Below are 24188 nucleotides of genomic sequence, written 5' to 3'. Positions count from 1 at the left end.
CAGAAATATCTGCCTGCATCGCATTTCACTATTTTTAACATTTTAAAATTATTTAAATCAGACAGTTACTGGCTAGAAAACAATACCCAGAAAGCATTTTTACCCAGCAAGAGCGCGCAAATATTCATTTTTATTTTTGAGACAGTAGTGTAAAGGTAACTAAGTGCGCTCATAAACAATTAAACACACAGTTTTAAAGCGGCGTTGCGCGGAATGAGTTAACTCTGGTGGGATTTTGACTAACAGAATACTTAGGCCAAAACTCGGCGTTTAAGTAAAAACCTTGATTTTTGATCAAGCTCTTCAAATCGCAGGGTTAGAAGAATTTATCACTACCTAATCAGATAAAAGCAGCCACACATATTGAGCGATATGTTAATAGACTTCCAGATAGGAGAATATTCGCGAGTTGTGTTTAAAACACCTACCGATACAACTCGAAAGGCTCAGGTGGGGTTCCTTTCACTACAACTCTGTGTAACTTCCTTGGTTTGTCACCGTAGTCAGTCACTGCAAAATGCTGGGTGCAGCGATTATCCCAAATAGCGACACTTCCTGTTTCCCAGCGAAACCTTACCTGAAGCGATGCATTATGGGCGTAATCAAATAACCTATCTAACGTTATCCCCTCTTCCTCAATACAAGGATCGTCGAGCCATCGGGTAAACTGCTCATTGATATAAAGGGTTGGATTACCTGTTTCAGGGTGCTTGGCAATAACAGGATGTTTCACCGCCACCATGCCTTTCGAAATGCCATCGACACGACTATCCCCATCACTGTTGACCTCGTCAAAACGACTCCCTGCAAAGCCGTGAACTGCATGGGTGGCAGTTTTACCTGCCAGCTTTTGCTTTAAAGGTTCGGGTAAGGACGCATAAACCGCTTCCATCGAGACCCAAATGGTGTCCCCGCCTTTGTCCGGTAAATGTTGAGCACAAAGCACCGAGCATTTGGGTGGTGCTGATTGCCAGGTCATGTCTGTATGCCAGTAGCTTTTTCCTGGCGGATTTCCGGGCGTCGTTTCAATTTCACTGACTTGCGGGTGTGTTGATACATGAGGAAAGAAAGGATGTGGCTCTTCCAACTCACCAAATCTGGCAGCAAGCTTAAGTTGAGATTCGGGGGAAAGAAACTGGTCGCGGACGAAGATGACTTTGTATTTTAAAAATGCTTGGTAGAGCTGAGCAAACTCGCTGTCATTAAAACTGGTGAGATCAATACCTGAAATCACTGCGCCTATCGTTTTATTGCAAGATTTAATACTCAACATCCTTCATCACCCACATCAAAAGAAATTTTCAACAGCCCCTATCGCGATCAATTCAGTCTAATAGCAAGTGTCTAAGAACCAATCTTCTAGACATTTAAAAGACCGTGAAGTCACCGGTTTCCTTTCAAACAAATGGTTGTCAGGTTTCCACCAAATTATCAGCCACCTACAACCATTAAAAGCCTTTGCCATGACGATAAATTTTCTTCGTTGAACTCATGAGCAAAATGTTTACACTCGCCGCGAAAACACCACTCAGATCACATTTACACAAGACTAAACCAAATTACTTAGGCATGTACTGACTATGAAATTTCACAACTTCGTGAAGCACTTACAACCATTGTCATTTGTGAAATTATTCATTTTGACATTATGGGTCGTTTCAACGTGCTATCAGGTCTACAACATGGTGCACGCCAAACAACTCATCAAAACTATTGATGAAGAGTACAGACAACTGTACTCCACCATTCGACGCTTCGGCTCGTTTTATAACAATACTTCGGTTCAAGCCTTCAACGCTGGTGAGTACAAAGTTGGCGACACCAGCATTCTCGTGCGCGAAAACAATACTGCAGTAAAAGACCTCGCGGGGGGATTGGACAAACTGAATGATCGATTGAAAACGTGTGCACCCGATTCAGTTTGGTCAATTTCAGTGCTGGAAAACCCAAGTACATTCGGCATTTTTCATCCTATGCGCCCTGGTTACCAAGATCTATTTAAAAGCTATGCGATGCACGAAAACTTGAAATCACTTATCGAACGAGAGCACTTGGGCAATATCTATCAGGAGTTTTACGGCTGCACGACGCGAATTACAGAAGTCTATGAAGAGGCAGTGACCAAACAAAAAGTAAGAACGATTTATTTCCCGATCCACAACAGGAAGTCGTTGGATGCAATTGTTGCTGTCGATATCAAAGCCACGCACACAAACAATATCGTTGATAAATACAATGCCAATCACCACACCACATTGAACCTCAATGGGGAAAACAATATTTATGATGAGCCAGCAACTTTACCATGTTCAAATGACGGGCCGGTTAACATTGGTTTTCACTATTTGGATGTACTGAAACATGCACTTTGGCCTTCATTCATTTCAGCGATTTTATTGCACTTGGGTTATCGCCTGATGTGCCGTCGTGGACGTTCAATCAAGAATGACGAAATGACGGGTCTTTTCCGCCGTGATTATTACGAGCCTAAGTTCAGACGAATGAATAATTTCTCGATGCTGGTTATCGATATAGATCATTTCAAACAAATTAACGATACCCATGGGCACATCAAAGGGGATGAAGTGCTCACCGCGTGCGCACAAATCATACTGGCTCAAATTCGCGCTGAAGACGTTGCTGTGCGCTGGGGAGGAGAAGAATTTGTTGTCATGTTCAAAGACATGCAGCGAGGTGCAATGTTTGATAAAGCCGAGCAGATTCGTCAATCCATCTCAGCCAGATATATTGCAAATCTGCCTGTTACCGTGTCAATCGGTGGTCACTCAGCAATGAATACAACGTTTTCGAAAGCCTACAAAGCAGCTGATGCAGCCCTGTATCAGTCAAAACATCGTGGACGCAACAAGGTGACATTGGCATGAAGTATTTTCAATCCATTCCGACTCACTCAATGAACTGTAATCCGTTCTATGTAGCTTTCTCATTTCTGTTGGTTTTGGTAAGCACTGAGCTTGGCTGGTACCCCAAAGAAGGATTGGTCAGTGCTCAGCTTTTCTCTATTACCGCTGGAACCATGGTGGCAGTAGCCTATATGTATGGCAAGGATGGTGTTTTGGGGCAATTTCTGGCGTTGCTTTTCTTCTATAGCTTTATCAATATAACGCCAAGTGGCGTAGGTTACCTCTATACGTTAATAATGACGATAACCCTCTATTTCTCCGTAGAGTTACTTCAGAAAATGAGAAGACGCAGATATGCGCTTCGCGTAGCGTTTTGTTTTTACGTTTTTGCTATGCCATTTATCGGCGCATCCTCATTAGCGCTCTTAGCACCAGGCAACTACGACCTTGATGCAGCACTGAATCTGTATCTCACAGATGCCATTGGCGTGTTAATCACAGGCCCTGTTATTGCGCTTGTTTTATATGGTTTAAGCCACCCAAACTGCCTCAAAGATTTACTTAAAAGAATTTCTATCATGTCTAAAGCCGATTGGCTTTACAAAGGTAGTTTGGTCTTGGGTATCTTTCTGGTTTTGCATTTTACTGATACTGCATCGCACTCGCCGTCAATGACATATATGCTACTTGCTCCCTTAGTAACACTGGCGGTATTTAACTTTTCAGAGCTGACTCAAATCCTGCTGATGATCATTGGCTATGGGCAAATTTTTCACCCATCAGCCTATGACAACCTGCATACGCTAAACACACGCTTGTCACTGTTTTTTATGTTCTCGTTGATTATCTACATCATGCTGGAATATAAGCGATCGCTGAGAAATGAAATAGAAAGCAACCTGCAAAGCCTCTATTTCGATAAACAGAGTAACTTTGGTACTTTCCAAAAACTGGATGCCAATTCACTGGTAAAAGAAAACTTCATCGTAGCCGCGCTTGATTTACGCCCGGTGTTCAAATATCCACTGGAAAAGCGTGATAGCATTTTGCGCCAAATTTCACGTTTCTTTGAAGGGCATACCAAGCTATCTGAACAGTGCTACATGCTTTATGACGTGTCTGCACTCATCATGCTTACCAGTAATACGGAAAATGCCATTGCCGAACTGGAAATGATCCCGGCAAAGCTGGATAAATACCTTGAACAACGCCAGATTAACTTCTATCCGGAGAAAATCTTTTATTGTCGTTGTCGTAAAGGGATTCGTATTAAGCAAGCTGTTAACCGCCTAAACGTCAACATGCGCTTAGGAGATAAAGGGACTCCAGGTTATGTCGTTGATTGCGATGACACTGGCTTAGATGACTACATCGCCATGCTTGAAGAGTTAGATGTCAGTAACGTTCAGATCCTTCGTCAGAATTACCTGAATATCGCCAACCCGGATAAAGTGTGTTTTGAACTACTGAGTCGTTTCTCCTTTGATGAGAAAGTACTTAACACTGGTATTGTCTTCCACTGCGCCCAGAAGTTGGGATACCTCGAACAGCTAGAGCATAAAATCGTGATGCGCCAGCTTGTTTACCTGAGCGAATTGGATCAAGACAGTTTCGAATACGGCTCTGTAAACCTCACACCTGAATACTTAAGCGACGGTGCTGCGGTGTCAGAGCTTATCGAGTGGGTGGACACTCATAGTGTTCAACCTAACAAGGTCAACATAGAAGTGGTTGAATCAGGTTCAATCGATAACCCTGAGTTACTACAAGAAAACCTGAAACGACTTAAAAACAAAGGATTCCGGTTGGCATTAGACGACTTTGGTGCAGGCCATGCAACGTATAACCAATTACTCACCATGCCAGTTGATACTGTAAAAATTGATGGTTCTCTGGTCCGCAACTGTATTGCTGATCCAGTCAAGCGCACCATCATCGAAGATCTACGGTGCATTGCTGACACACTGAAAATCACCATTGTAGCGGAATGTGTGGAAACCGAGGAAGAAGCCGATTACCTGAAGCAGTTGGGTATCGACTATCTTCAGGGCTATCTGGTTCATAAACCAATGCCTGTGTAACTCCGCTTTAACAGGCCTCTATCGGGGCCTGTTTTTCGCTATGCAGGCAAGATTTCTCCGCCAAATTGCGGTAACATCCTCCCGTCTATCAAACCCTTGGATAACACCGTGACACAAGCCAACGAACCTACCTTTTTCTTCTTTGATTACGAAACCTTTGGAACCAGCCCTGCTCTTGATCGCCCCTGCCAGTTTGCTGGCGTCAGAACAGACAAAGACTTCAACATCATTGGTGAGCCGTTGGTGATTTACTGTCAGCCGCCAAATGATTATCTGCCTCAGCCAGAGGCTTGCCTGATCACAGGTATTACGCCGCAAACTGCGGTCAGTCGTGGCCTGTCTGAGCCTGAGTTTATTGCCAAAATTCACGAGCAGCTTTCAGTGCCAGGAACATGTGCCGTGGGTTATAACAACATCCGCTTTGATGATGAAGTAACGCGCTACACGCTGTACCGCAACTTTTTCGACCCTTACGGCTGGAGCTGGCAGAACGGTAACTCGCGTTGGGACTTACTGGATACCATGCGCGCAGCTTATGCGCTCCGTCCTGAAGGGATTGAATGGCCGGAAAACAGTGAAGGCAATATCAGTTTTAAGTTGGAGCATCTTTCTGTGGCGAATGGCATCGAACACAGCAATGCGCACGATGCGATGGCCGATGTCCATGCCACCATTGAAATGGCGAAAAAGCTGAAAACGTCGCAACCACGTCTGTTTGATTATCTCTATACATACCGAAATAAAAACAAGCTGACACCGCTGATTGATGTGGTTTCCATGAAACCATTGGTGCACGTTTCTGGCATGTTCGGCACTGAGCGCGGTAACACCAGCTGGGTAGTGCCTGTTGCATGGCACCCTGAAAACAAAAACGCTGTCATTGCCGTCGATTTGGCTCGTGATCCTTCGCCATTATTTGATTTGGATACCGACGCCCTTCGTGAACGCCTTTACACTAAACATACTGATCTGGCACCGGACGAGTTACCAGCTCCTATCAAACTCATCCACATCAACAAATGTCCTGTGCTTGCTGAAGCCAAAACCCTGCGCCCGGAAGATGCCGCCCGACTGGGTATTGACCGCCAACAATGTCTGGAGAATCTGAAAAAGCTCCAAGCCAATCCCTCTGTCCGTGAAAAGCTTGTCGCACTTTATGCCGAGAAGCCGGAATATCAATCGTCCGGCAATGTCGATGCCGCGCTTTATGACGGCTTCTTCTCGCCGTCTGATCGCTCTACCATGGATATCATCCGCCAGACCAAACCGGAAAATCTGGCGGCTCTGGATATACAGGTTTCAGATCAGCGTATCAAGCCACTGCTTTTCCGCTATCGAGCACGAAACTATCCCGCTACATTAAGTGACAGCGAGCAGAAAAAATGGCACATGCATCGTCGCGACTATTTCGAGGCTGAGTTACCTGCTTATATGGCAAATTTGGAAGCACTGGCTGAAGCCAATCAAAGTGACGATAAAAAATTTAAGATTCTTAAGTCCGTTTATCACTATGTCGAGTCACTGGTTTCTTAGGCTCTCGACCTAGATTAATTGTTTACCGTGTGATGTTCGCTTTACGCACCTGTATTTTCAGGTGCGTTTCATTTGAATTTCTGTGATTTGAGTCCACACTTTTCTTATAAGAGATTGCCGTGTGGGAAATGAGATGGTCACCAAGGTCAACAGTCGCTGCTACCGATTTTCAGATGTAGATTTCGAACCTGAGAGCCGTTCTCTGTATTGGCGTGACAGCACAGTCACTACCCTGACCTATGAAGAATGCAGACTGCTAGAAATGCTTTGCTACCATGCGGGCGAAGTACTTTCAGCGAGAGTCCTATATACGGCGACCTCATTGCCGGACTCTTCGTTCTCCCAGCATCAAAACAGTATTTGTTCTTTGCTGGCGAAATCCTATCGTCAAGGAGAAAAAATCCTGCCACTGGATGTCGTAGGAGATCATGGTTATCGCATCGCCTTGCCACAAAAAACATATCAGCGACAAGACGAGTTACCGCCCGACCCTTCTCTGCCAGACGAACTCGACATCAACCTGGAAGAGGCCATCGCGGAACCAGAACCCCACCCAAAAACCGCCCATCTTTTCCTGGGTGCTGTCACTTTTTTAGTCGCTGCAGCCGCGGGTGCCGTCTACTTTTTCTAACGTGATGACATGAAACCTAACGGCAGCTTGGACTGCCGTTTTTTGTGTGATCTTCCTCGAATAGAACAAGGTTTCATATACGCTCTCGTAGTAGAATGTCTGTCATTCAGAACAAGCGAGACAAATAAAGTGAACTACCTGATCGGATTTGCGTTGATCGCGCTCTACTACGCGATCGGCAGTCTTATTACGACTTTCCTGCATCTGCCTTTTCCAAGCAGCATCGTCAGTATGTTGTTACTTTTTGTCAGCCTGACCACAGGAGTGGTGCCTGGACGTTGGGTAAAAGATGCCTGCACGCTACTGATCATGGTGATGCCATTGTTTTTTATCCCCGCCAGCATGGGGTTGATGGATCACTTCACTTTACTGGTTTCTGACTCCTTGCCTTTGCTAGGTGCTACAGTGTTGAGCTCGCTGATTGTATTAGTGGTGATGGCTAAACTGCTGGACAAAGATAAGGAAGAGAACTGAGCCATGTGGATTATCGCGACACTGATTGTCTATGCCATTGCCCGACAGATTGCCCTCAAGCTTCGTCATCCTGTTTTCAATCCGCTGTTGATTAGCTTGATAGTGCTCATGCCCATGGTCATTTATAGCGGTGATACCTACCAGATTTATTTTGAGCAGAACCAAATCATTAACTTCATGCTTGGCCCTGCGGTTATTGCATTGGCTTATCCGCTGTATGAACAAATGCATGTCATCCACCGGCATTGGCGAACCATTCTTATTGCCTGCACCTTAGCGAGTTTTGCTTCGATGATCTTAGGTTCACTCATTGCCGTGTGGGTAGGTGGTGACTTACAAATCGCTGCGTCTGTTCTGCCTAAATCTGTGTCAACGCCCTTTGCTTTGAGCACCGCTGAGCACATTGGTGGGATCCCTGCCGTCACAGCGGCGTTGGTAGTGGTCGCGGGGTTGTTTGGTGCTTTGATTGGGTATCCATTGCTGAATGCATTGAAGGTGAAATCATCGCTGGCGAGAGGACTATCCATTGGTGCAGTTTCTCACGCCATCGGCACAGCAAAAGCAGCAGAGAGTAATTATCAGGAAGGTGCCATGAGTTCACTGGCCTTGGTGATTTGCGGCATCATCACCACCATTCTCGCACCCTTTGTGTATCCGATTATTGTGTTTGTTATTAATTACACCACAACATGACAGGCATCAAATGAAATCGAAATCATGTGAGATCACCCTAATTAATGCAATGGAACTAAATGTTGCACATATTAAGTGATTTAAATCACGTTAATTTGGCTATAATTCGCTTTAGAATACTCTCCCATAACAAGAGCATTGGAGCGAACATGCGAGCTAGCGTTCAGGAAGCAATTGCAGCTTTACCTACTCCGTTCAAAGAAGCAGTTAACAAGATCGTTACTGCACCAGAATTTGATGCCACAATCAGTGCCCAAGACTTTGCCGCACTGCTTGAAGAAACTGGACTTTCAGACGCCGAGGCACGCGTTGCCCTCTTGCCAGTAGCCGCCGCCTATTCGGTTGCCCCCATTTCAAAGTTCTATGTTGGCGCCATTGCACGTGGCGAATCAGGCCGCTTGTATCTGGGCGCAAACATGGAATATGAAGGTGTTCAATTGAACCAGTCTGTTCATGCTGAGCAATCTGCCATCAGCCACGCATGGCTGAAAGGTGAAACCCGCCTGACAGATATCACCATCAATTACAGCCCGTGTGGTCATTGCCGTCAGTTCATGAACGAGTTGAGTGGTGCAGAATTGCTGCAAGTCCAATTGCCTGAGCGTGAAGCCAAGCTATTGCACAGCTATCTGCCAGAAGCATTTGGCCCATCTGACCTCGGTGTCGACCAACCCTTGTTAGCACCAGTTAATCACGGGTTAGCCGCAAAAGAAGACGATGAGCTGATTAAGGCCGCTGTTCAAGCCACTAACCGCAGCCATGCGCCATACACCCGCAATCTGAGCGGTGTTGCGGTGCGTGATATCAAAGGCAATGTCTTCACTGGTATGTATGCTGAGAACGCTGCGTTTAACCCAAGCTTGCCTCCACTTCAGGTCGCCCTGAACTTAATGAACCTGGCTAATGCGCCTTTGACTGATATTCAGGAAGTGGTCTTGGTTGAAACCGCCAATGCCAACAACAGTCACCTGCAAGATACCCAGGCGATGTTGGAAGCGCTAAACCCTGATATTCCTTTGGGTTATCTGGCGATTTAATGCCTATTCGCGACACTTAAGTGACAAAACGCCGGATATTCCCGGCGTTTTTACGTTTTCCCCTTCCCATGTACAATTTTTTCGCTAGTATCGGAACACTTTTTCTCTTTCCAACACGCACATGAGCCAACAACACAACCCTATTCTAGGTGCCACATGGATGCTGACCGCCGGTGTCTGTTTCGCGATGGTAAACAGTCTCGCGCAGTATGTGAGCTTTAAAATGCAACTGCCTTCTACCACTGTTGCTTTCATTCAGTACTTCATTGCGTTGATTGCCATGCTCCCTTGGCTGAAAAGTATGGGGATCCGACAGGCACTGAAAACCGAACATCTCGGTATGCACTGTCTGCGAGTCTTTTTCTCGGTGATTGGTATTCAACTTTGGCTGTGGGCGCTGGCTTATCCAGTACCAATCTGGCAAGGCATCGCACTGCTGATGACATCACCACTGTTTGCCACCATCGGATCTGGCCTTTTCCTTGGAGAAAGAGTCGGCCCTGCACGCTGGTTTGCAACGCTGAGCGGCTTTGTGGGCGCCATGATCATATTGGAGCCTTGGTCAGATGATTTTAACTGGGCAACGCTTCTGCCGGTGGGTGCAGCTTTCTTCTGGGCAACCTACTCTCTGATGGTGAAAAAACTGTCGCACTACGATTCGCCAACCACCATGGTGGTTTATCTGCTGCTTCTTATCACGCCATTCAACATTTTGCTGGCAGCGCCAGAATGGACAATGCCAAGCGGTCAAACTGTATGGTTGATGCTTCTGGGCGCAGGCCTTTTGACCGCATTAGCTCAATGGGCGATTGCCAAAGCTTACGCTGTGGCGGATGCTTCGTTCGTACAGCCTTTTGACCATGCAAAGCTGCCACTGAACGTCTTGTTTGGCTTCTTGGTATTTGGCTGGGTGCCACCAGGCCGACTCTGGCTTGGCGCTGCTATCATCATTGCTGCGGTATTCTTTATTACCCATTGGGAAACGCGAAAACCAACAAACCGCTAACTGCCACAGCATCAGATAAAAAGCCGCTCTAATTGAGCGGCTTTTTCTTATGAAGTTTTTCAAAACGTCGCCCAGAACAAAAGGTTTTCAAGTGTCTCAGGATAAAAACAAACGTTTGCGCAAACGTTTGCTTAAGGTAGAATTGCGGCCAGACATTTGAATGATTGGAAGAATATCATGATTGGTACTGCTACCCGTCCTGGCGCAACCCGCGTCCTGCTTTTAGGCTCTGGTGAACTTGGCAAAGAAGTGGCGATCGAATGCCAACGACTCGGCCTCGAAGTCATTGCCTGTGACCGTTATGCTGATGCTCCTGCGATGCAAGTCGCCCATCGCAGCCATGTGATTGACATGCTGGATGGCGATGCTCTTGCGGCGGTGATTGCTCAGGAAAAGCCTGACTATGTTGTGCCAGAGATTGAAGCCATCGCCACTGACCGTCTGGTTGAGCTGGAAAAATCGGGGCTCAATGTGGTTCCTACCGCACGAGCAACACAGCTGACAATGAACCGTGAAGGTATCCGTCGTCTGGCAGCAGAAGAACTGCAGGTTCCTACTTCACCCTACGCCTTTGCAGACAAGCAGGAAGCGTTTGAGCGAGCCATCGAGCAAGTTGGATTTCCGTGCGTTGTTAAGCCAGTGATGAGTTCATCGGGTAAAGGACAGAGCGTAGTAAAATCTGCCTCTGACATTCAATATGCATGGGATTACGCCCAAGAAGGCGGACGCGCCGGCCGTGGCAAAGTCATCGTTGAAGGGTTCGTTGAGTTCGATTATGAAATCACTCTGCTGACTGTTAGTGCCATCGATGGCATTCATTTCTGTGCGCCAATCGGCCACCGTCAGGAAGATGGCGACTACCGTGAATCATGGCAGCCGCAGGCAATGAGTGAGAAAGCACTCAAAGCCGCTGAAGATGTTGCGCGCAAAGTGGTCACTGCGTTGGGAGGATATGGTCTGTTTGGTGTGGAGCTTTTCATCAAAGGCGATGAAGTGATGTTCAGTGAGGTCTCCCCTCGTCCGCATGATACCGGTATGGTGACACTGATCTCTCAGGATCTTTCTGAGTTCGCCCTTCATGTACGCGCGTTCCTGGGCTTGCCCGTAAATGCAATTCGCCAGTTCGGTCCTTCTGCTTCTGCCGCAATTCTTGCGGAAGGCACGTCGGATAACCTGAGTTTTCAGGGACTCACCGAAGCACTGCGTTACAGCGATACTCAAGTTCGCTTGTTCGGTAAGCCAGACATTAACGGCCGTCGCCGTTTAGGCGTTGCACTGGCTACTGATACCAATACAGATTCTGCAGTGAGCAAAGCCGTGAGTGTCGCTTCATCTGTTCAGGTCGATTTCTAAACGCCAACAATCGCGCATAAAAAAACGCCACCTTATTAGGTGGCGTTTTTGTTTACATTACATTTATTACGACTCTATCAACCAGACTTCTTCTGCAAAGAAATCCGCGGTTTTACCTTTAGGTGGTCTATCTGCCTGCTCATCACGATTTAGATGAGTGATCTTATAGCCATTAAACAATCGGCGTACTTCGTCACCCTCGACACTGAATGGAGGACCGTCCATTTGCTCTTGGGGATAATGAAGTGTCACCAACAAGATGCGTCCGCCCGGTTTAAGAAGCGACAACAACCTTTCCGCATACTGTTGACGCAGGGATTCAGGCATGGCTATCAGCGCAGCACGATCATAAATCAGCGGATAGGTTTCTAACGGCGCAGTGAAATAGTCACCGGCATAGATAGACAGCTCATCAAATTGATACAGCTTCATCGTCGGGCTCATCGACGTAACCGTCGGTGTATAAAGGTGCTCAGAAAAAAACGCACGCACTGCAATTTCACTCAATTCGACACCCACTACCTCGTCGTGCTTGCTGGCCAGCCAGCTTAGGTCAATGGATTTGCCACACATAGGAACAAACACCGCCTCTTCACGTTGAGGGTGAAGCAAAGGCCAATACTTAACCAGAAGCGGATTGGTATCCGAGAGATGAAAACCGATGCGATTCTCTGCCCATCGGCTGTGCCAAAATTCCTGATCCATGTTGTTTTTCTCGTTGTTACATTCCACACAAGGGCGACATCTTAACAGTGTCACTCAGCCGGAAAAAACCATTTCTCGAAGGCCAAAAGGATCATATTCGTGATCAACTTCGCGATGTTTTCCAATTTTCTATTGTTTTTTGACTAAATTATAACTACTGTATACACATACAGTATTGGATATTCGTACAGGAAAACATGATGAAACAGTCGTTTGCGATCAACCAATCCGTTCACCACACACACATGACCCGTTCTGCTGTTCGCGAGCATTACGCCCGTCTTGCTGCTGGTGCGCGCAGCTTTCACCAGGCACATCGTTATCAAAGCAATGACGCCTCGATTTCCTGTGATTCAATTTCCTGTCATTTGGTCTCTGTGAATATCTACCAAAACAACATGAGCGAATTGGCTTACCTGCTGCGATTGGTTAAAAGCCTCGCAGAAAGTCATAAGTGGATTACCTTGATTGCGCCGCCATCCAATTTCTCTCTTTCACTTTTTACTCAGGCTGGCATTCAACAATCTCAAATTCGTATTGCTCGTCCAACAGCAACCCACGACGCTAAAGATCTTATGCGTAAAGCACTGGCCTCAGACACCTCTGCCGCTGTGATTGGTTTTGGTGAGCTCAGCCATTTTGCTGAATCTCTATCCGGGACTGAAACCCATACACCAGGATTCGTGATTTCAGGTGTCCCTGAACAACTTCACTAACCTGTACCTCAAAACAATATCGAACACTGCCTCGCGGCGCTTGGAGTCAATATGACTCAAGGGTCTGTTGACCCTTAGTGCCGCGAAACCTTTTTAGAGCCAAGGGCCTGTTGACCCTATATAAATATTCGGGTTTCAACAGCATCACCAACGCATAATTTCCCATTTCTGAACAGATTGTCACCTTAGCCCGTTGCCTATACTCAGCTTTTCCGACGGATCGAACTAGGAATGCTAGGTTTTGAGCAATAAATTGGATTTAAAGGCACTCACTGCCCTTGTCATTGGCTCCATGATAGGTGCCGGGGTTTTCAGTCTTCCCCAAAATATGGCAGCCATTGCCAGCCCTGCTGCGGTTTCCGTTGGTTGGTTGATCACTGGCTTTGGCATGATATGTCTGGCATTGACCTTCCAAGAACTCACATTAAGCAAACCCGATGTTCAGGGTGGCGTGTTCGGCTATGCACAAGCTGGTTTTGGGGATTTGTGCGGTTTTTTTTCTTCATGGGGCTATTGGCTCAGTGCGGCCGTCGCCAACGTTTCTTATCTGGTGATTGTATTCAGCACTCTGGGGCTGTTCTTTGACACGCCGACGTTCAAATTGTTTGGTGATGGGAATACGTTAGTTTCCGTTGCTTTATCATCAATACTTATCTGGCTCGTACACACTTTGGTGTTACGTGGTGTTCAAACGGCTGCCATCGTTAACTATGTAACGACTATCGCCAAGCTGATCCCAATCCTTGTCTTTATCATTGCCACATTTATCGCCTTCAAATGGGACACGTTCACGTTTGATTTTACCGGCCTTAACATCGCCAATCAGCCAAGCCTATTTGATCAAATCAAACAAACCATGTTGATCACAGTGTGGGTGTTTATTGGGGTGGAAGGTGCAGTCGTTGTCTCCAGCCGGGCAAAGAACAACAAAGACGTCGGTCGGGCGACTATTCTGGGCTTACTGATTTGTCTTTTCCTGTATGTGTTCGTCACATTACTTTCCATGGGTGTCATATCAACGCCAGAGCTAGCGAAGCTGCAGAACCCATCAGCCGCTAAAATCCTTGAAACACTGATTGGAGACATCGGCGCGGCGATCATTGGGATCGGGCTAATCATCTCTGTCTCTGGTGCCTACCTAAGCTGGACATTGCTGGCGACCGAAACACCTTACACTGCGGCAAAACTCGGCATGTTTCCCAAAGTCTTCGCTGAAACTAACCAAAATGGCACGCCCACCTATTCACTATGGCTAACAAGTTGTGCTGTTCAGCTATGCCTGATTCTGATGTTTGTTATTGGCGGCGGATATGATGATTTGCTGACCATCGCATCGGAAATGATTTTAGTGCCCTACCTACTCGTAGCAGCCTACTTAATGAAATTGTCTTTCAGTGAGCTTGATACGTTCAAAGTCAAAGCCATTGCATTTCTGGCAACGATTTACGGCATCTGGCTACTTTACGCATCTGGCATTCACCATCTACTGCTTGCTACTCTGCTGTACCTGCCGGGTTTGGCCTTTTACGTTCATGCCATGCGTGAAACCGGTAAAGCCGGTTTTAACGGGAGGAATAAGATTCTGTTGGTTGTGATTGTTGTCGCCAGTGCTTATGGGGTTTATTTATTGGCTGAGGGCGTCACGCTTTAGCAAGATTTGGTCGTACCCAACAAAAAAAGCGCCACCCAAGTCGGTGGCGTTTTTTGTTAAAGCATGATCTGCAAAAAGTCTCTGTCACCTTCATGTTGAGTAACGAGAGCCCCCGTCTTCCGACGGATTTTCTCCAACTCAGCAGTATCGAGTGCGTAAGGTAGAAAGATGTTCAGCGTTTCAATGTGTTGGCGTTTCGCCTCTTCCACCAGTGTGACAAGGTTAGAAACGTCGCTATAGAGCGATGATAGAGAGTGTGTCACCGATAAAGTGAACGCTTCGCTTGGAAAAAACCCTTCGTATGTTTCGATCTGCTTTCTCTTAAACCGGCCCAATTGTGCCGTCAGAGCTTCAAAAAACGTCCAATGTTGGCGGCTGGATTCGCACAGAAACTGTGTATAGTCAAAGCTCACGACATGCTGGTTTTGCTTATTTGTACTGTCTAAATATCCAGTCATAGCAAATCCCGTTGCTTTCATTATTCTTGAGATATTCCAAGCGACTACTTCTCATTTCGCCCATTGCTTTTAAGTGCCAAACTGACGATTCAAAAGCTGTTCTTTAATGCCTTAAAGCGAGAGAGAAGTCGCTTGGTTAATGTTCAACTTATCACTCACTATATGTGTTTTTCGAGATTAATCTCGCAAATAAACAAGAACTTTGGGCTTGATCAGCGATAAATTTATGTTGTCCAGAAAAACCATCAATCTTATCTACAGCGCTTTAACACCGAGTTAAAAACCACCGAAAAGAGGCTACAAAAAAACCAGCCCGGAGGCTGGTTCTTCAAACTTACGATCTGTGCGCGATTAAAGTGCTTTGTACAGTACTTTGTTACCAGATTGGATACGCTCTACAACACCTTCTTCAGCCAGCTTCTTCAGCGCGCCTGTCGCCCAAGATGCCGCTTTAGAATCTTCCTGACCTGCTGCCAGACCGATACCTTTAGGGTTGATACCTTCTGCGTTCTGACGAACGATGTCCAACACTTGCTGTTGTTTTGGGGTCAGTGAAACGTCTGCAACCACTTTTGCTGGTGCTTCAGTTTTTTGCTCAACTGCCGGCTTTTGAGCTTTAACCGCTTTTACTGGCGCTTCTTTCTTCGCAACAACTGCTGATGCAGATTTTGCTGCTTTGATGTGTTTCTGAAGCTTAAGTTGAACTTTACGTTTGTGAGAGATCTTCATTAAATCGTCCTACTCCGACGTACTGCATTGAAATTTACCGACAGTCTTCTAAAGCGAATACTCGTTCCAAAAGCCCGTTTGGGAAGGCAAAAGCCTTGTTTTACTTCCCTAAACCAGCCTTTTATCACCGCTTCGGTATCAAGCAGAGTTAAAAACAAAGCGCGTTTTATATCAAAAATCCCCCGCGTTTTGTAGCACTAACGACGACTGAGAATGAAAGTTGAGCCAAGTGTCGGAAACTACACTTTATTTTGTTTGGAATTCGACCGATAGTATTCGGTGATCGAACTAAGCTTTAGAGAAGTAATACAAGGAAAGTACCAACCCAGTGAGTAAACGATTGCTGATTTATCCTCCCCACCAGCAGATAGGCAAATATTTCCGTATCGCCGTGTTGATTTTGGCCATGGTGGTGGTGACATTTATTTTGCTCAACCCGCAGGTGAAACCTGTTCCCGCTCTGATTGGGCTCTGCCTTCTCGGATCACTGGGTGTATATATTGGCTATGTGATCGACCAGCAACGCCTCTCCTTTTCACTGTCTGACATGCACATTCAGCACCATACGCCTAAAGGAGGCTGGAGCCTTAAATGGCGCAATATCTATCAAATTGGCATTCCTTCCGTTTCCCATGAAGGCTGGCACCAGTCTTTGCCTTGGTTCGGTGTGAGGCTCAAAGACTATGAACCGTTCCTTGAAGGCATCAGTTATCGCCTTGCAGGCCAAATCATCATGGAGCAGCGCGGGCTCTTGCTTAGCGCCTACCGACGCGCCGAAGAACCAATGAGCAGCAAACTCGAAGACATGATGTTTGACGACACGCCTTACACATCGGCCAGTGGTAAGGTTTACAAAGGTCTGGTGGCGATGTTGGCGAACAGAATGAAGTACACCAGAGAGTTACTGGGGTATGACGTGTTTGTCAGTGAAGATCTGTTGGACAGGCCGCTAGAAGATTTTGTGGGGCTAACGAGACAGTATTTGGCTTCTGCGGGCAGAACACCCGCAGAAGAATAGTTTCTTACCAGATCGGCATGTTATCCGCGACATACGGATTTTGCTGACGCTCAATACCGAACGTTGATGTAGGACCATGACCCGGCACGAAAGTGATGTCATTACCTAGCGGGAACAGCTTGTCCTTGATTGAACTGATCAAGGTTGCATGGTCCCCTTTAGGGAAGTCTGTGCGCCCAATGCTGCCATTGAACAGAACATCACCGACCCACGCCATACGATCTTCTTCACTGAAAAGCACAACGTGACCAGGCGTATGACCTGGCGTGTGAATCACTTTCAGTACGCTTTCACCCAGTGTCACTTCATCGCCGTCTTCCAGCCATTGGTCTGGGTCAAACGCTTCAGTCCGCGCAAAACCAAACATTTCGCTTTGCGCTGGCAGCGCCTGCAGCCAGAACGCATCTTGCTTTTCTGGGCCAATCACAGGCACGTTGTAAGCCGCACGGACTTCTTCAGTTCCACCAACATGATCCAAATGGCCATGAGTCAGAAGCACTTTAACCACGTTCACACCGAGCTCGTTAACCTTTGCCACCAGTTTGGACACGTCACCACCTGGGTCAACCAGCGCCGCTTCGTTGGTTTTATCACACCAGATGATGGAACAGTTTTGCTGGAACCCCGTAACAGGAACGATTTCGTACTTCAAAGCCATAAGAAAATCCGTATAAATGCAAAAATCAGCGAAAGCATATCACGCCCGCGTTCTCATTTTAACGAGAACCGTTCCTTTAGAGGGGCGCATATACGCGCGCCAATCACATTTCAATGAAGTTCAATATGATCAAGGAATTGGAAAGAATGCTGCTGATTTTGTCATCAACTTGCAAACAGTCTGACACCAGTCTGTCACCCCTTTGACAACTCGCCTTCATGTAAGCGCACTACATTGAGCATCGACAGTTGATTCGTTTTGAACATCAAATGGATGCCTATGAACCCTATCTCTGTGCGAACTGTGTGGATTTCTGATCTGCACCTGGGAAACAAGGATTGTAAAGCGCAATACCTGCTCGATTTTTTAAATCGACATACCGCAGAAACCATCGTACTTGTTGGTGATATCGTCGATTTTTACTCGATGAAGTCCAGCCACCACTGGCCGGAATCCCACAGTCAGGTGCTTTCTCTCCTCTTGAAACGTGCCCACGATGGTACACGCCTCATCTACATTCCCGGAAACCATGACGTTGCGGTACGGGACTATCTCAAGTTCGATTTTGGACGTATCGAAGTACGTGCCCGTTTCGAGCATGAAACCGTCACCGGAAAACGGATTGTCGCCGTGCACGGCGATGAGTTCGATAACGCCGTATGCCACAGCCGATTGACAGAAATCGCCGGCTATGTCGGCTACGACTTCCTGCTTTTCCTGAACAGATGGTGGGCAAGGCTTCGTCGTAAAGCCGGATTCCAGTACTGGTCTCTAGCCTCATACATCAAGTCAAAAGTCAGTTCCGCCAATGTCGCCATTCAGCGTTTCGAAAATGCTGCAGTGCAATTCGCAAGACGGCGTGGTGCAGACGCCATTGTATGTGGACACATTCATCACCCGGACATTAAGCGGTTGGAAGGCACCTTCTACTTCAACGACGGCGACTGGATTGAGAACTGCACCGCTTTGCTCGAACAGCACGATGGCACCATTCAGCTTATCCGATGGACTGAAAAATCCACATTACTTGCGGAAACTGACGCCTTTGTCGACCCAGAAATGAATAGATTCCGTGAAGAGAAAGAAAGCATAGAAGCAGCCTGATGAGCGAAAAACGCTCAGGGGCAAAAGGAAAGATATGTTTAGCATTGATGATGTCATTACAAAGAACTACCCAAGTATCGCTGACAAGCGCTGGATTTCTCGCCCTGTCAGCTCAACACTTCGTCGCTTACTTCACGAGGAAGCGTTTCAGAGCTTTGCGGAAAAATACCCTTATCTGAGAGGCTTTGAGTTCGTCGAACAGGTGCTGGATTATTTTCATTTCAGCTATGCCACCAGCGACCGCGAACGAGAGCGTATTCCTTCCACTGGCCGCGTCGTGATTATCGCCAACCATCCCATCGGTTCGCTTGACGGCCTCGCATTGCTAAAACTGGTTCGTGAAATTCGGCCGGATGTCAAAGCGGTCGCTAACAACTTATTGATGCAGATTGAGCCAATGCACAACTGTTTGCTGCCAGTGAATAACATGTCTGGGAGAACGCCAAAAGAGAATCTGCGCAAGATTGATGATTGGCTGGAAAATGACGGCGCGCTGATTATTTTCCCCGCAGGCGAAGTCTCTCGTTTCAGCCCGACCGGAGTGAAGGACAAAGCCTGGCATCATGGTTTTCTGAAAATGGCGACCAAAGCCAAAGCGCCTATCTTACCTATTCATGTTGATGGTCGAAACTCAGCGGTGTTTTATGGCGCTTCCATGGTCTACAAACCCTTGTCTACCCTGCTGCTGGTCAACGAAATGTTTGGACAGGAAAACAACACCATCAATCTGACCATTGGCGAAGCCATTCCGTTTGCCAGCTATCATGCCAGCGCCAATCTTCCCCCAAAAACGCGAGTGAAGCTGTTCCGAAAGCACCTCTACAGCATCGCGAAAGGCAAGCCAGGTGAATTCCCCACCGAGTCGGCTATCGCTTCCCCCGAGCCAAGATTGAAACTGGCAAAAGAATTGGAACAGAGCGAGCGACTGGGCGAAACACCCGATGGAAAATCCATCTACCTTTATCGGTACAAAGACGAATCCCATGTCATGCGTGAAATTGGCCGTTTGCGAGAAGTGGCGTTCCGCGCTGTGGGTGAAGGCACAGGGCAACGCCGCGATATCGACAAATACGATCAGCACTATTTCCACCTGGTGCTTTGGGACCCCAAAGCCATGGACATTGTCGGCGCTTATCGTTTCTGTGATACCCAAGCCGTTATCGCGCAGCATGGGCTAAAGGCAGTGTATACCCATACCCTGTTCGACTACGGAGATGGCATGTCAGACGTGCTGAACAAAGGTTTGGAGCTTGGTAGAAGCTTTGTGCAACCTAAATACTGGGGCAAGCGCAGTCTGGATTACCTCTGGTTGGGAATTGGTGCATTTCTGGCGAAGCACCCTCATTACCGCTATCTCTTTGGCCCGGTCACCATCAGCAATGCCATGCCACAGGCCGCGAAGGAGTTACTGATTTTCTTCTACAGCACCTACTTTGGTGCACATGCGACCATCGCGCGTTCCAAGCGCCCTTTCAATATCGACAGCCAGAAAGAACATGAACTGCTTGTCCATTTTTGTGGCGATGACTATCAGAAAGATCTGAAGACACTCAAAATGCTGCTCGATAATCTGGGGACGGGCATTCCTACCCTCTATAAGCAATACAGCGAACTTTGCGAACCGGGCGGCGTACAGTTTCTGGATTTCAGTATCGACCCAGACTTTGCCGACTGCATTGATGGCTTAGTGATGGTGGATATGACCAAGCTGAAAGAGAAGAAACGTCAGAGGTACATCTCTCCGCACATGAGAGAAATCGAACTGGTTTAAGAACTGAAAAAGGCGCCGAGGCGCCTTTTTAAATCTTCGATAGTTAAGACCAGCTGCGAACCGGCCCAGTATCAATATGAATGAAGCCGCTACGCGGATAATAACCAACGCCACCAGCCTGAAGCTCCAAGGCGGCTTTGCGCAATTTAGACAAAGATACATCTTCAATGAAGAAGTCGATGGCCTGTCCTGTGGTGTGGTAACTCTTCTTAGCCTGACCCCCGCCATTTTTACGCAGCATTTCATTGGTCGCTGGGGAACGATAACCCGACACCATAGTGATTGGGTTTCTGGCATCGACAAGGTCATAAATCGCCGCAAGTTGATCGTAGAGTTTCGGATCCATCTCGGTAGAAACATTACGTCTGTGATCACGGCATAGCTGATTCAGCACAGCCAATTCTTTGTCTACATACTGCTTACCATTGAAATAGCAAACATCAGCATGTTCACCGGTATTAATGCTCAACATGTCTATATTTCGTGGTTTACCGACTGCCAACGGCAGAGCGAGCGCCGTTTGAGGTAAGGCTGCCGCCACTAAACACGCCGCACCGCCCAGTATTAGGCGACGACGCTGGGTATCCAAACCGTCCATAACAACTAACAATTTCCCACAAAGTACTAAATAAACAATCAGAGTTGCTAACTACACCAAATCCCGCGCTTTTCCTGTGGCAACTCTTAAAAACAGTCGGAATTTATCGACAATGAAAACGTTAATCAAACCCCAAAATGTCTCGATAATGAGCGAGCTACTGTAAATAACACCATTTCCTGATGATTTTCAGCGGGTTTTAGACTTTGTCAGGAGAGTGTAAAAATATGCAATTGTGGTAAGCATCACACTGACACTCACCACAATCCGGTTTGAAGCGGCTAAGACTGCTGGTTTTTAGCGGTTAATGAAAAGGCTGCGTTGCGCTTAGGGCGTGCGTCGTAGTGGTAGACGTCTTCACGAAACTGTACTTCACCGTCGTCATTCACCCACGCAGTCTGATAAATGGTATGAACTGGGATCTTCTTACGCAGCGATACCCACTTAGTCTCGGGAATACGCTGGTAATATTCGTAGTCACCAAACTCCAACCCAGATCGGCTCAACAGCACCTGCGCCAATATCTCCGCTTTCTGTACTCTGATACAGCCTGAGCTGTATGCGCGGCGCGATTTGCTGAACAAACCTTTGGCTGGCGTATCATGCAAATAGATAGCATTGCCATTGGGTGTATTGAACTTGTAGCGGCCAAGCGCATTGAAATTACCCGGTGACTGTTGAAGACGGTATGGGAAATTATTCGGGCTCACGCTCTCCCAATCAATCTCTTCAGAGGAAATCACTGACCCATTTACCCAGCTACTCAGGACGGTATAAGAGTGTTTATCCAAATATTCGTTGTCCTGTTGCACCTTGGGTAAAATGTCTTCACGCATGATCTTAACTGGCACATTCCAACTCGGATTAAAGACAACGGAATCTAGGCGCGATTCAAACAGTGGTGTCCTTCGGCTTGGTCGACCGACAACCACTTTGCTGTCGAGCACAAGTTGACTGTCCATCCACAGTTCCATTTCGTAGTTTGGAATGTTTACCAGAATGATTTTTTCACGATCTGTCGGCCACAAACGCAGACGCTCCATATTCAAGGCAAGAATTTGGATCCTGGAGTTCACCGACATATTCAACCAACGACGCGTCTTGTTGCCGATAACACCATCTCGCTTCAAGCCATGTCTTTCTTGAAAACGTTTGACTGCTTCAACCAACACGGCATTGTAAAAACCCACTTGCTCTATCTTCAGGCGTTGCGCGTCATAGGTACTCAAAACACCCTGGCGCTCAAGATTGGTGATGAGGTTATCCGGATTTTCGAGCTTTGCGCCGTGCTTGATCAGCCCACCCTGCGTCACCTTCGGCCAGTACATGGATTCTTGATCCTGGAGAGCAACAATCGCTTTTGCCATTTCACGGTACTGAGGCGTATCCGGACGCAACTTAAACACAAAATCATAAAGTTCGTTTCTGCTGGCAGAAACAATCAGATTATTGGTTTGAGTGAGCGTTGGTCGCGGCAAAGCATCACTGATATCCGTACCGAAATACCAACTCTTACCAAATTCAGGAATCGATTCGATGTAGCCAATCAGTGCAAGAAGGCTGTCAGTGGCGAATACGTCGTACGCACGCCAATCACCACTGGCTCTTAGCTGACGCAATATAACCGCACGCCATTCAAAATCCTGACTGATCCCAGCCAGCGAGATAATGTTTATCTGGGTTTCAAGCTCGTCTTTTGCACGGTAGTCATGCCAGATAGGAGCATAAGAGAAATATTCATAAATTTTAGCGACGTCATAAGTGAAATTGACGACACCTGGCTCCGGCTCGGCCTGTTTGACCCACAGCACGGCTTCTTTAGAGACACTATTAGGTGACTCCATAGTTTCCAATGCGTTAGCGGCCAATGGCATGGCAACATATACAAACAGTGCCTTGATAAGCGTACGAGCAGAAAACATGCGCTACCTCCGGTTAGAGATCATAGTATGGCAAATGGCGCGGTTTTCGCTGGCGGAATTTTTATGAATATTGGAAAACAAAGGGTTAGAAAAGCATCATCCTAAAGCATGACCCAATGATTATCCCAAACGACGCTAGAAGGCTGAAAAGCAATACTTTTTTGATGATTACGTATGACTAATCGCCCACTACCCGCACTGAGAGCAAAAAGGTCCTTCTCCGCAGCCGCACCCGAGGCATCGATCAATGATCCCATCTCAGTAAGTACGCCTGAGGCTAAGTCCCAAATTCCAAAACAATTTCCACGTGGAGAAGTCGCAACTATCTGCGATTCTGTACACGCAACACTGCCAATGTATTGCTGAAAACGCGTCCACTGTTCTCTACTGGCTTTGAGATGCGTAATGTCACGTCCTGGTCTTTTTATTGACAATAATGGAACGATGTTCTCAGCGTCTCCTTGATATTGCTGCGCAATCACCACGTCATCTTTTGGGCTCAATGCCAAGTGGCGAATACTCAGTTTTGGATCTTCTAAGGTGTATTTCTCTTTCACCTGTCCTGACTCAATATCCAACAACGCCAATGACGGCTGCATCGAATCCAGATTCAATTTCTTCCTGCCTTCAGTGCGGATCCCACCAACAGCGACTGCCAGAGTAGTGCCATTGATAACCTTCATTTCATGAGGACCGATACCAAAGCCAGAAATTTCACGCACACGGGTCAATGAGCCATTTCGATGGGTGTGATAAATGCCAATACTGCCTTCACTCGTTGCGATATCTCCCTCTACGACAAAGAGTTGGTTTCTTAGTACGTCGCCGTGCCCGTAGAAGAATTTTCCAGCTGGCGGCGAAGTCGTGTTGCGAACGGCGCCTGTTTCCAGATCGACGCTTTCAATGAATTGTCCTGGACGCCGCGCAAACACATAGGCAAGCGATCTATTCTGGTTTATTGCTATGCCGTGCCCACGTCCGGGTAATGAGGTTTGGAAGCAAACCTCCCCATTTGAATTCGCTGCCGTTACCGCGAAACTTCCGTCTGATGTTTTGGCACAGCCAAGAAACGCTGGTTTGGCTTTATCGGCTTCATTCAGATAAACACGCCAACCACCAGCTAAAGCTCCTGTAGTAAGCAAACCCAATGAAGACAATAACAAGCGGCGACGCTTTTGGCTCATAC

22 protein-coding genes are annotated in these 24188 nt (G+C 47.0%); 14 read left to right on the top strand and 8 right to left on the bottom strand.

Going from position 1 to position 24188, the window contains the following annotated elements; genetic code table 11:
- Positions 1 to 424: 424 nt before the first annotated feature.
- Entirely contained in the window at positions 425 to 1273 is an 849-nt protein-coding gene (locus tag QL223_RS10075) for a TauD/TfdA family dioxygenase (protein WP_281544643.1), read from the bottom strand.
- A 409-nt stretch (positions 1274 to 1682) separates the two neighbouring features.
- Here QL223_RS10075 and QL223_RS10070 point away from each other — a divergent pair, with 409 nt between their 5' ends.
- The 9 genes from QL223_RS10070 to purT all read left to right on the top strand — a co-directional run bounded on the left by QL223_RS10070 (position 1683) and on the right by purT (position 11672).
- The gene (locus tag QL223_RS10070; RefSeq protein ID WP_002540555.1) at positions 1683 to 2885 is read left to right on the top strand and encodes a GGDEF domain-containing protein; all 1203 of its coding nucleotides are present in this window, start codon (positions 1683 to 1685) and stop codon (positions 2883 to 2885) included.
- Positions 2882 to 4945, top strand: a complete 2064-nt coding sequence (locus QL223_RS10065; RefSeq protein ID WP_281544642.1) for an EAL domain-containing protein — start codon at positions 2882 to 2884, stop codon at positions 4943 to 4945. Before QL223_RS10070 ends, QL223_RS10065 begins: the two co-directional genes overlap by 4 nt.
- 108 nt (positions 4946 to 5053) lie before the next feature.
- Positions 5054 to 6478, top strand: a complete 1425-nt coding sequence (gene sbcB, locus QL223_RS10060) for an exodeoxyribonuclease I (protein ID WP_281544641.1) — start codon at positions 5054 to 5056, stop codon at positions 6476 to 6478.
- 133 nt (positions 6479 to 6611) lie between these two features.
- Positions 6612 to 7109, top strand: a complete 498-nt coding sequence (locus tag QL223_RS10055) for a hypothetical protein (protein WP_039850284.1) — start codon at positions 6612 to 6614, stop codon at positions 7107 to 7109.
- Positions 7110 to 7238: 129 nt separating this feature from the next.
- Positions 7239 to 7583 carry a CidA/LrgA family protein gene (locus QL223_RS10050; protein WP_002540550.1) on the top strand — a complete coding sequence of 115 codons (345 nt, stop codon included), beginning with the start codon at positions 7239 to 7241 and terminating at the stop codon, positions 7581 to 7583.
- A 3-nt stretch (positions 7584 to 7586) separates the two neighbouring features.
- On the top strand, positions 7587 to 8276 hold the full coding sequence (locus QL223_RS10045) for an LrgB family protein (RefSeq protein WP_002540549.1): 690 nt from the start codon (positions 7587 to 7589) through the stop codon (positions 8274 to 8276).
- 149 nt (positions 8277 to 8425) lie between these two features.
- Positions 8426 to 9313, top strand: a complete 888-nt coding sequence (gene cdd / locus QL223_RS10040) for a cytidine deaminase (RefSeq protein ID WP_002540548.1) — start codon at positions 8426 to 8428, stop codon at positions 9311 to 9313.
- A 121-nt stretch (positions 9314 to 9434) separates the two neighbouring features.
- The gene (locus tag QL223_RS10035; RefSeq protein ID WP_083939927.1) at positions 9435 to 10319 is read left to right on the top strand and encodes a DMT family transporter; all 885 of its coding nucleotides are present in this window, start codon (positions 9435 to 9437) and stop codon (positions 10317 to 10319) included.
- A gap of 177 nt (positions 10320 to 10496) precedes the next feature.
- Entirely contained in the window at positions 10497 to 11672 is a 1176-nt protein-coding gene (gene purT / locus QL223_RS10030) for a formate-dependent phosphoribosylglycinamide formyltransferase (RefSeq protein WP_281544640.1), read from the top strand.
- A 66-nt stretch (positions 11673 to 11738) separates the two neighbouring features.
- On the opposite strand, the gene QL223_RS10025 is transcribed toward purT, so the two are convergent.
- Complete coding sequence (locus tag QL223_RS10025; protein WP_281544639.1) at positions 11739 to 12377, bottom strand: thiopurine S-methyltransferase; 639 nt, start codon at positions 12375 to 12377, stop codon at positions 11739 to 11741.
- Between the two features lie 200 nt (positions 12378 to 12577).
- Between QL223_RS10025 and QL223_RS10020 the strand changes: the two genes are divergently transcribed.
- Together QL223_RS10020 and QL223_RS10015 are read left to right on the top strand one after the other, a co-directional pair.
- Positions 12578 to 13093: a hypothetical protein gene (locus QL223_RS10020; protein WP_002540544.1), complete on the top strand. Its 516-nt coding sequence runs from the start codon at positions 12578 to 12580 to the stop codon at positions 13091 to 13093.
- 241 nt (positions 13094 to 13334) lie between these two features.
- Entirely contained in the window at positions 13335 to 14744 is a 1410-nt protein-coding gene (locus QL223_RS10015) for a basic amino acid/polyamine antiporter (RefSeq protein WP_281544638.1), read from the top strand.
- Between the two features lie 56 nt (positions 14745 to 14800).
- On the opposite strand, the gene QL223_RS10010 is transcribed toward QL223_RS10015, so the two are convergent.
- Complete coding sequence (locus QL223_RS10010; RefSeq protein WP_165012421.1) at positions 14801 to 15202, bottom strand: hypothetical protein; 402 nt, start codon at positions 15200 to 15202, stop codon at positions 14801 to 14803.
- A gap of 351 nt (positions 15203 to 15553) precedes the next feature.
- Complete coding sequence (locus QL223_RS10005; RefSeq protein WP_281544637.1) at positions 15554 to 15931, bottom strand: MarR family transcriptional regulator; 378 nt, start codon at positions 15929 to 15931, stop codon at positions 15554 to 15556.
- 328 nt (positions 15932 to 16259) lie between these two features.
- On the opposite strand from QL223_RS10005, the gene QL223_RS10000 reads away from it, so the two are divergent.
- On the top strand, positions 16260 to 16949 hold the full coding sequence (locus tag QL223_RS10000; RefSeq protein WP_002540540.1) for a DUF2982 domain-containing protein: 690 nt from the start codon (positions 16260 to 16262) through the stop codon (positions 16947 to 16949).
- 4 nt (positions 16950 to 16953) lie between these two features.
- Here QL223_RS10000 and QL223_RS09995 read toward each other — a convergent pair whose 3' ends face one another.
- Positions 16954 to 17607, bottom strand: a complete 654-nt coding sequence (locus QL223_RS09995) for an MBL fold metallo-hydrolase (protein WP_281544636.1) — start codon at positions 17605 to 17607, stop codon at positions 16954 to 16956.
- 279 nt (positions 17608 to 17886) lie between these two features.
- On the opposite strand from QL223_RS09995, the gene QL223_RS09990 reads away from it, so the two are divergent.
- Positions 17887 to 18711 (top strand): UDP-2,3-diacylglucosamine diphosphatase, encoded by an 825-nt coding sequence (locus QL223_RS09990; RefSeq protein ID WP_002540538.1) that lies wholly within the window; start codon positions 17887 to 17889, stop codon positions 18709 to 18711.
- Between the two features lie 34 nt (positions 18712 to 18745).
- Positions 18746 to 20482, top strand: a complete 1737-nt coding sequence (locus QL223_RS09985) for a lysophospholipid acyltransferase family protein (protein ID WP_281544635.1) — start codon at positions 18746 to 18748, stop codon at positions 20480 to 20482.
- Positions 20483 to 20525: 43 nt separating this feature from the next.
- Here the strand turns inward: QL223_RS09985 and QL223_RS09980 are convergent, their stop codons facing one another.
- From QL223_RS09980 to QL223_RS09970, 3 genes are all read right to left on the bottom strand, one after another.
- Positions 20526 to 21080: a DUF882 domain-containing protein gene (locus tag QL223_RS09980; RefSeq protein WP_002540535.1), complete on the bottom strand. Its 555-nt coding sequence runs from the start codon at positions 21078 to 21080 to the stop codon at positions 20526 to 20528.
- Between the two features lie 281 nt (positions 21081 to 21361).
- Positions 21362 to 23002, bottom strand: coding sequence for a L,D-transpeptidase family protein (locus QL223_RS09975; protein ID WP_281544634.1), 1641 nt, complete (start codon positions 23000 to 23002; stop codon positions 21362 to 21364).
- A 101-nt stretch (positions 23003 to 23103) separates the two neighbouring features.
- The gene (locus QL223_RS09970; protein ID WP_039850283.1) at positions 23104 to 24186 is read right to left on the bottom strand and encodes a DUF1513 domain-containing protein; all 1083 of its coding nucleotides are present in this window, start codon (positions 24184 to 24186) and stop codon (positions 23104 to 23106) included.
- Between the last annotated feature and the right edge of the window lie 2 nt (positions 24187 to 24188).

It is taken from the genome of Grimontia sp. SpTr1, from assembly GCF_947387585.1.
GTDB lineage: Bacteria > Pseudomonadota > Gammaproteobacteria > Enterobacterales > Vibrionaceae > Enterovibrio > Enterovibrio indicus.
The sequence above is the reverse complement of the archived record's forward strand: the minus strand, read 5'-3'. Positions and strand labels throughout refer to the sequence as shown.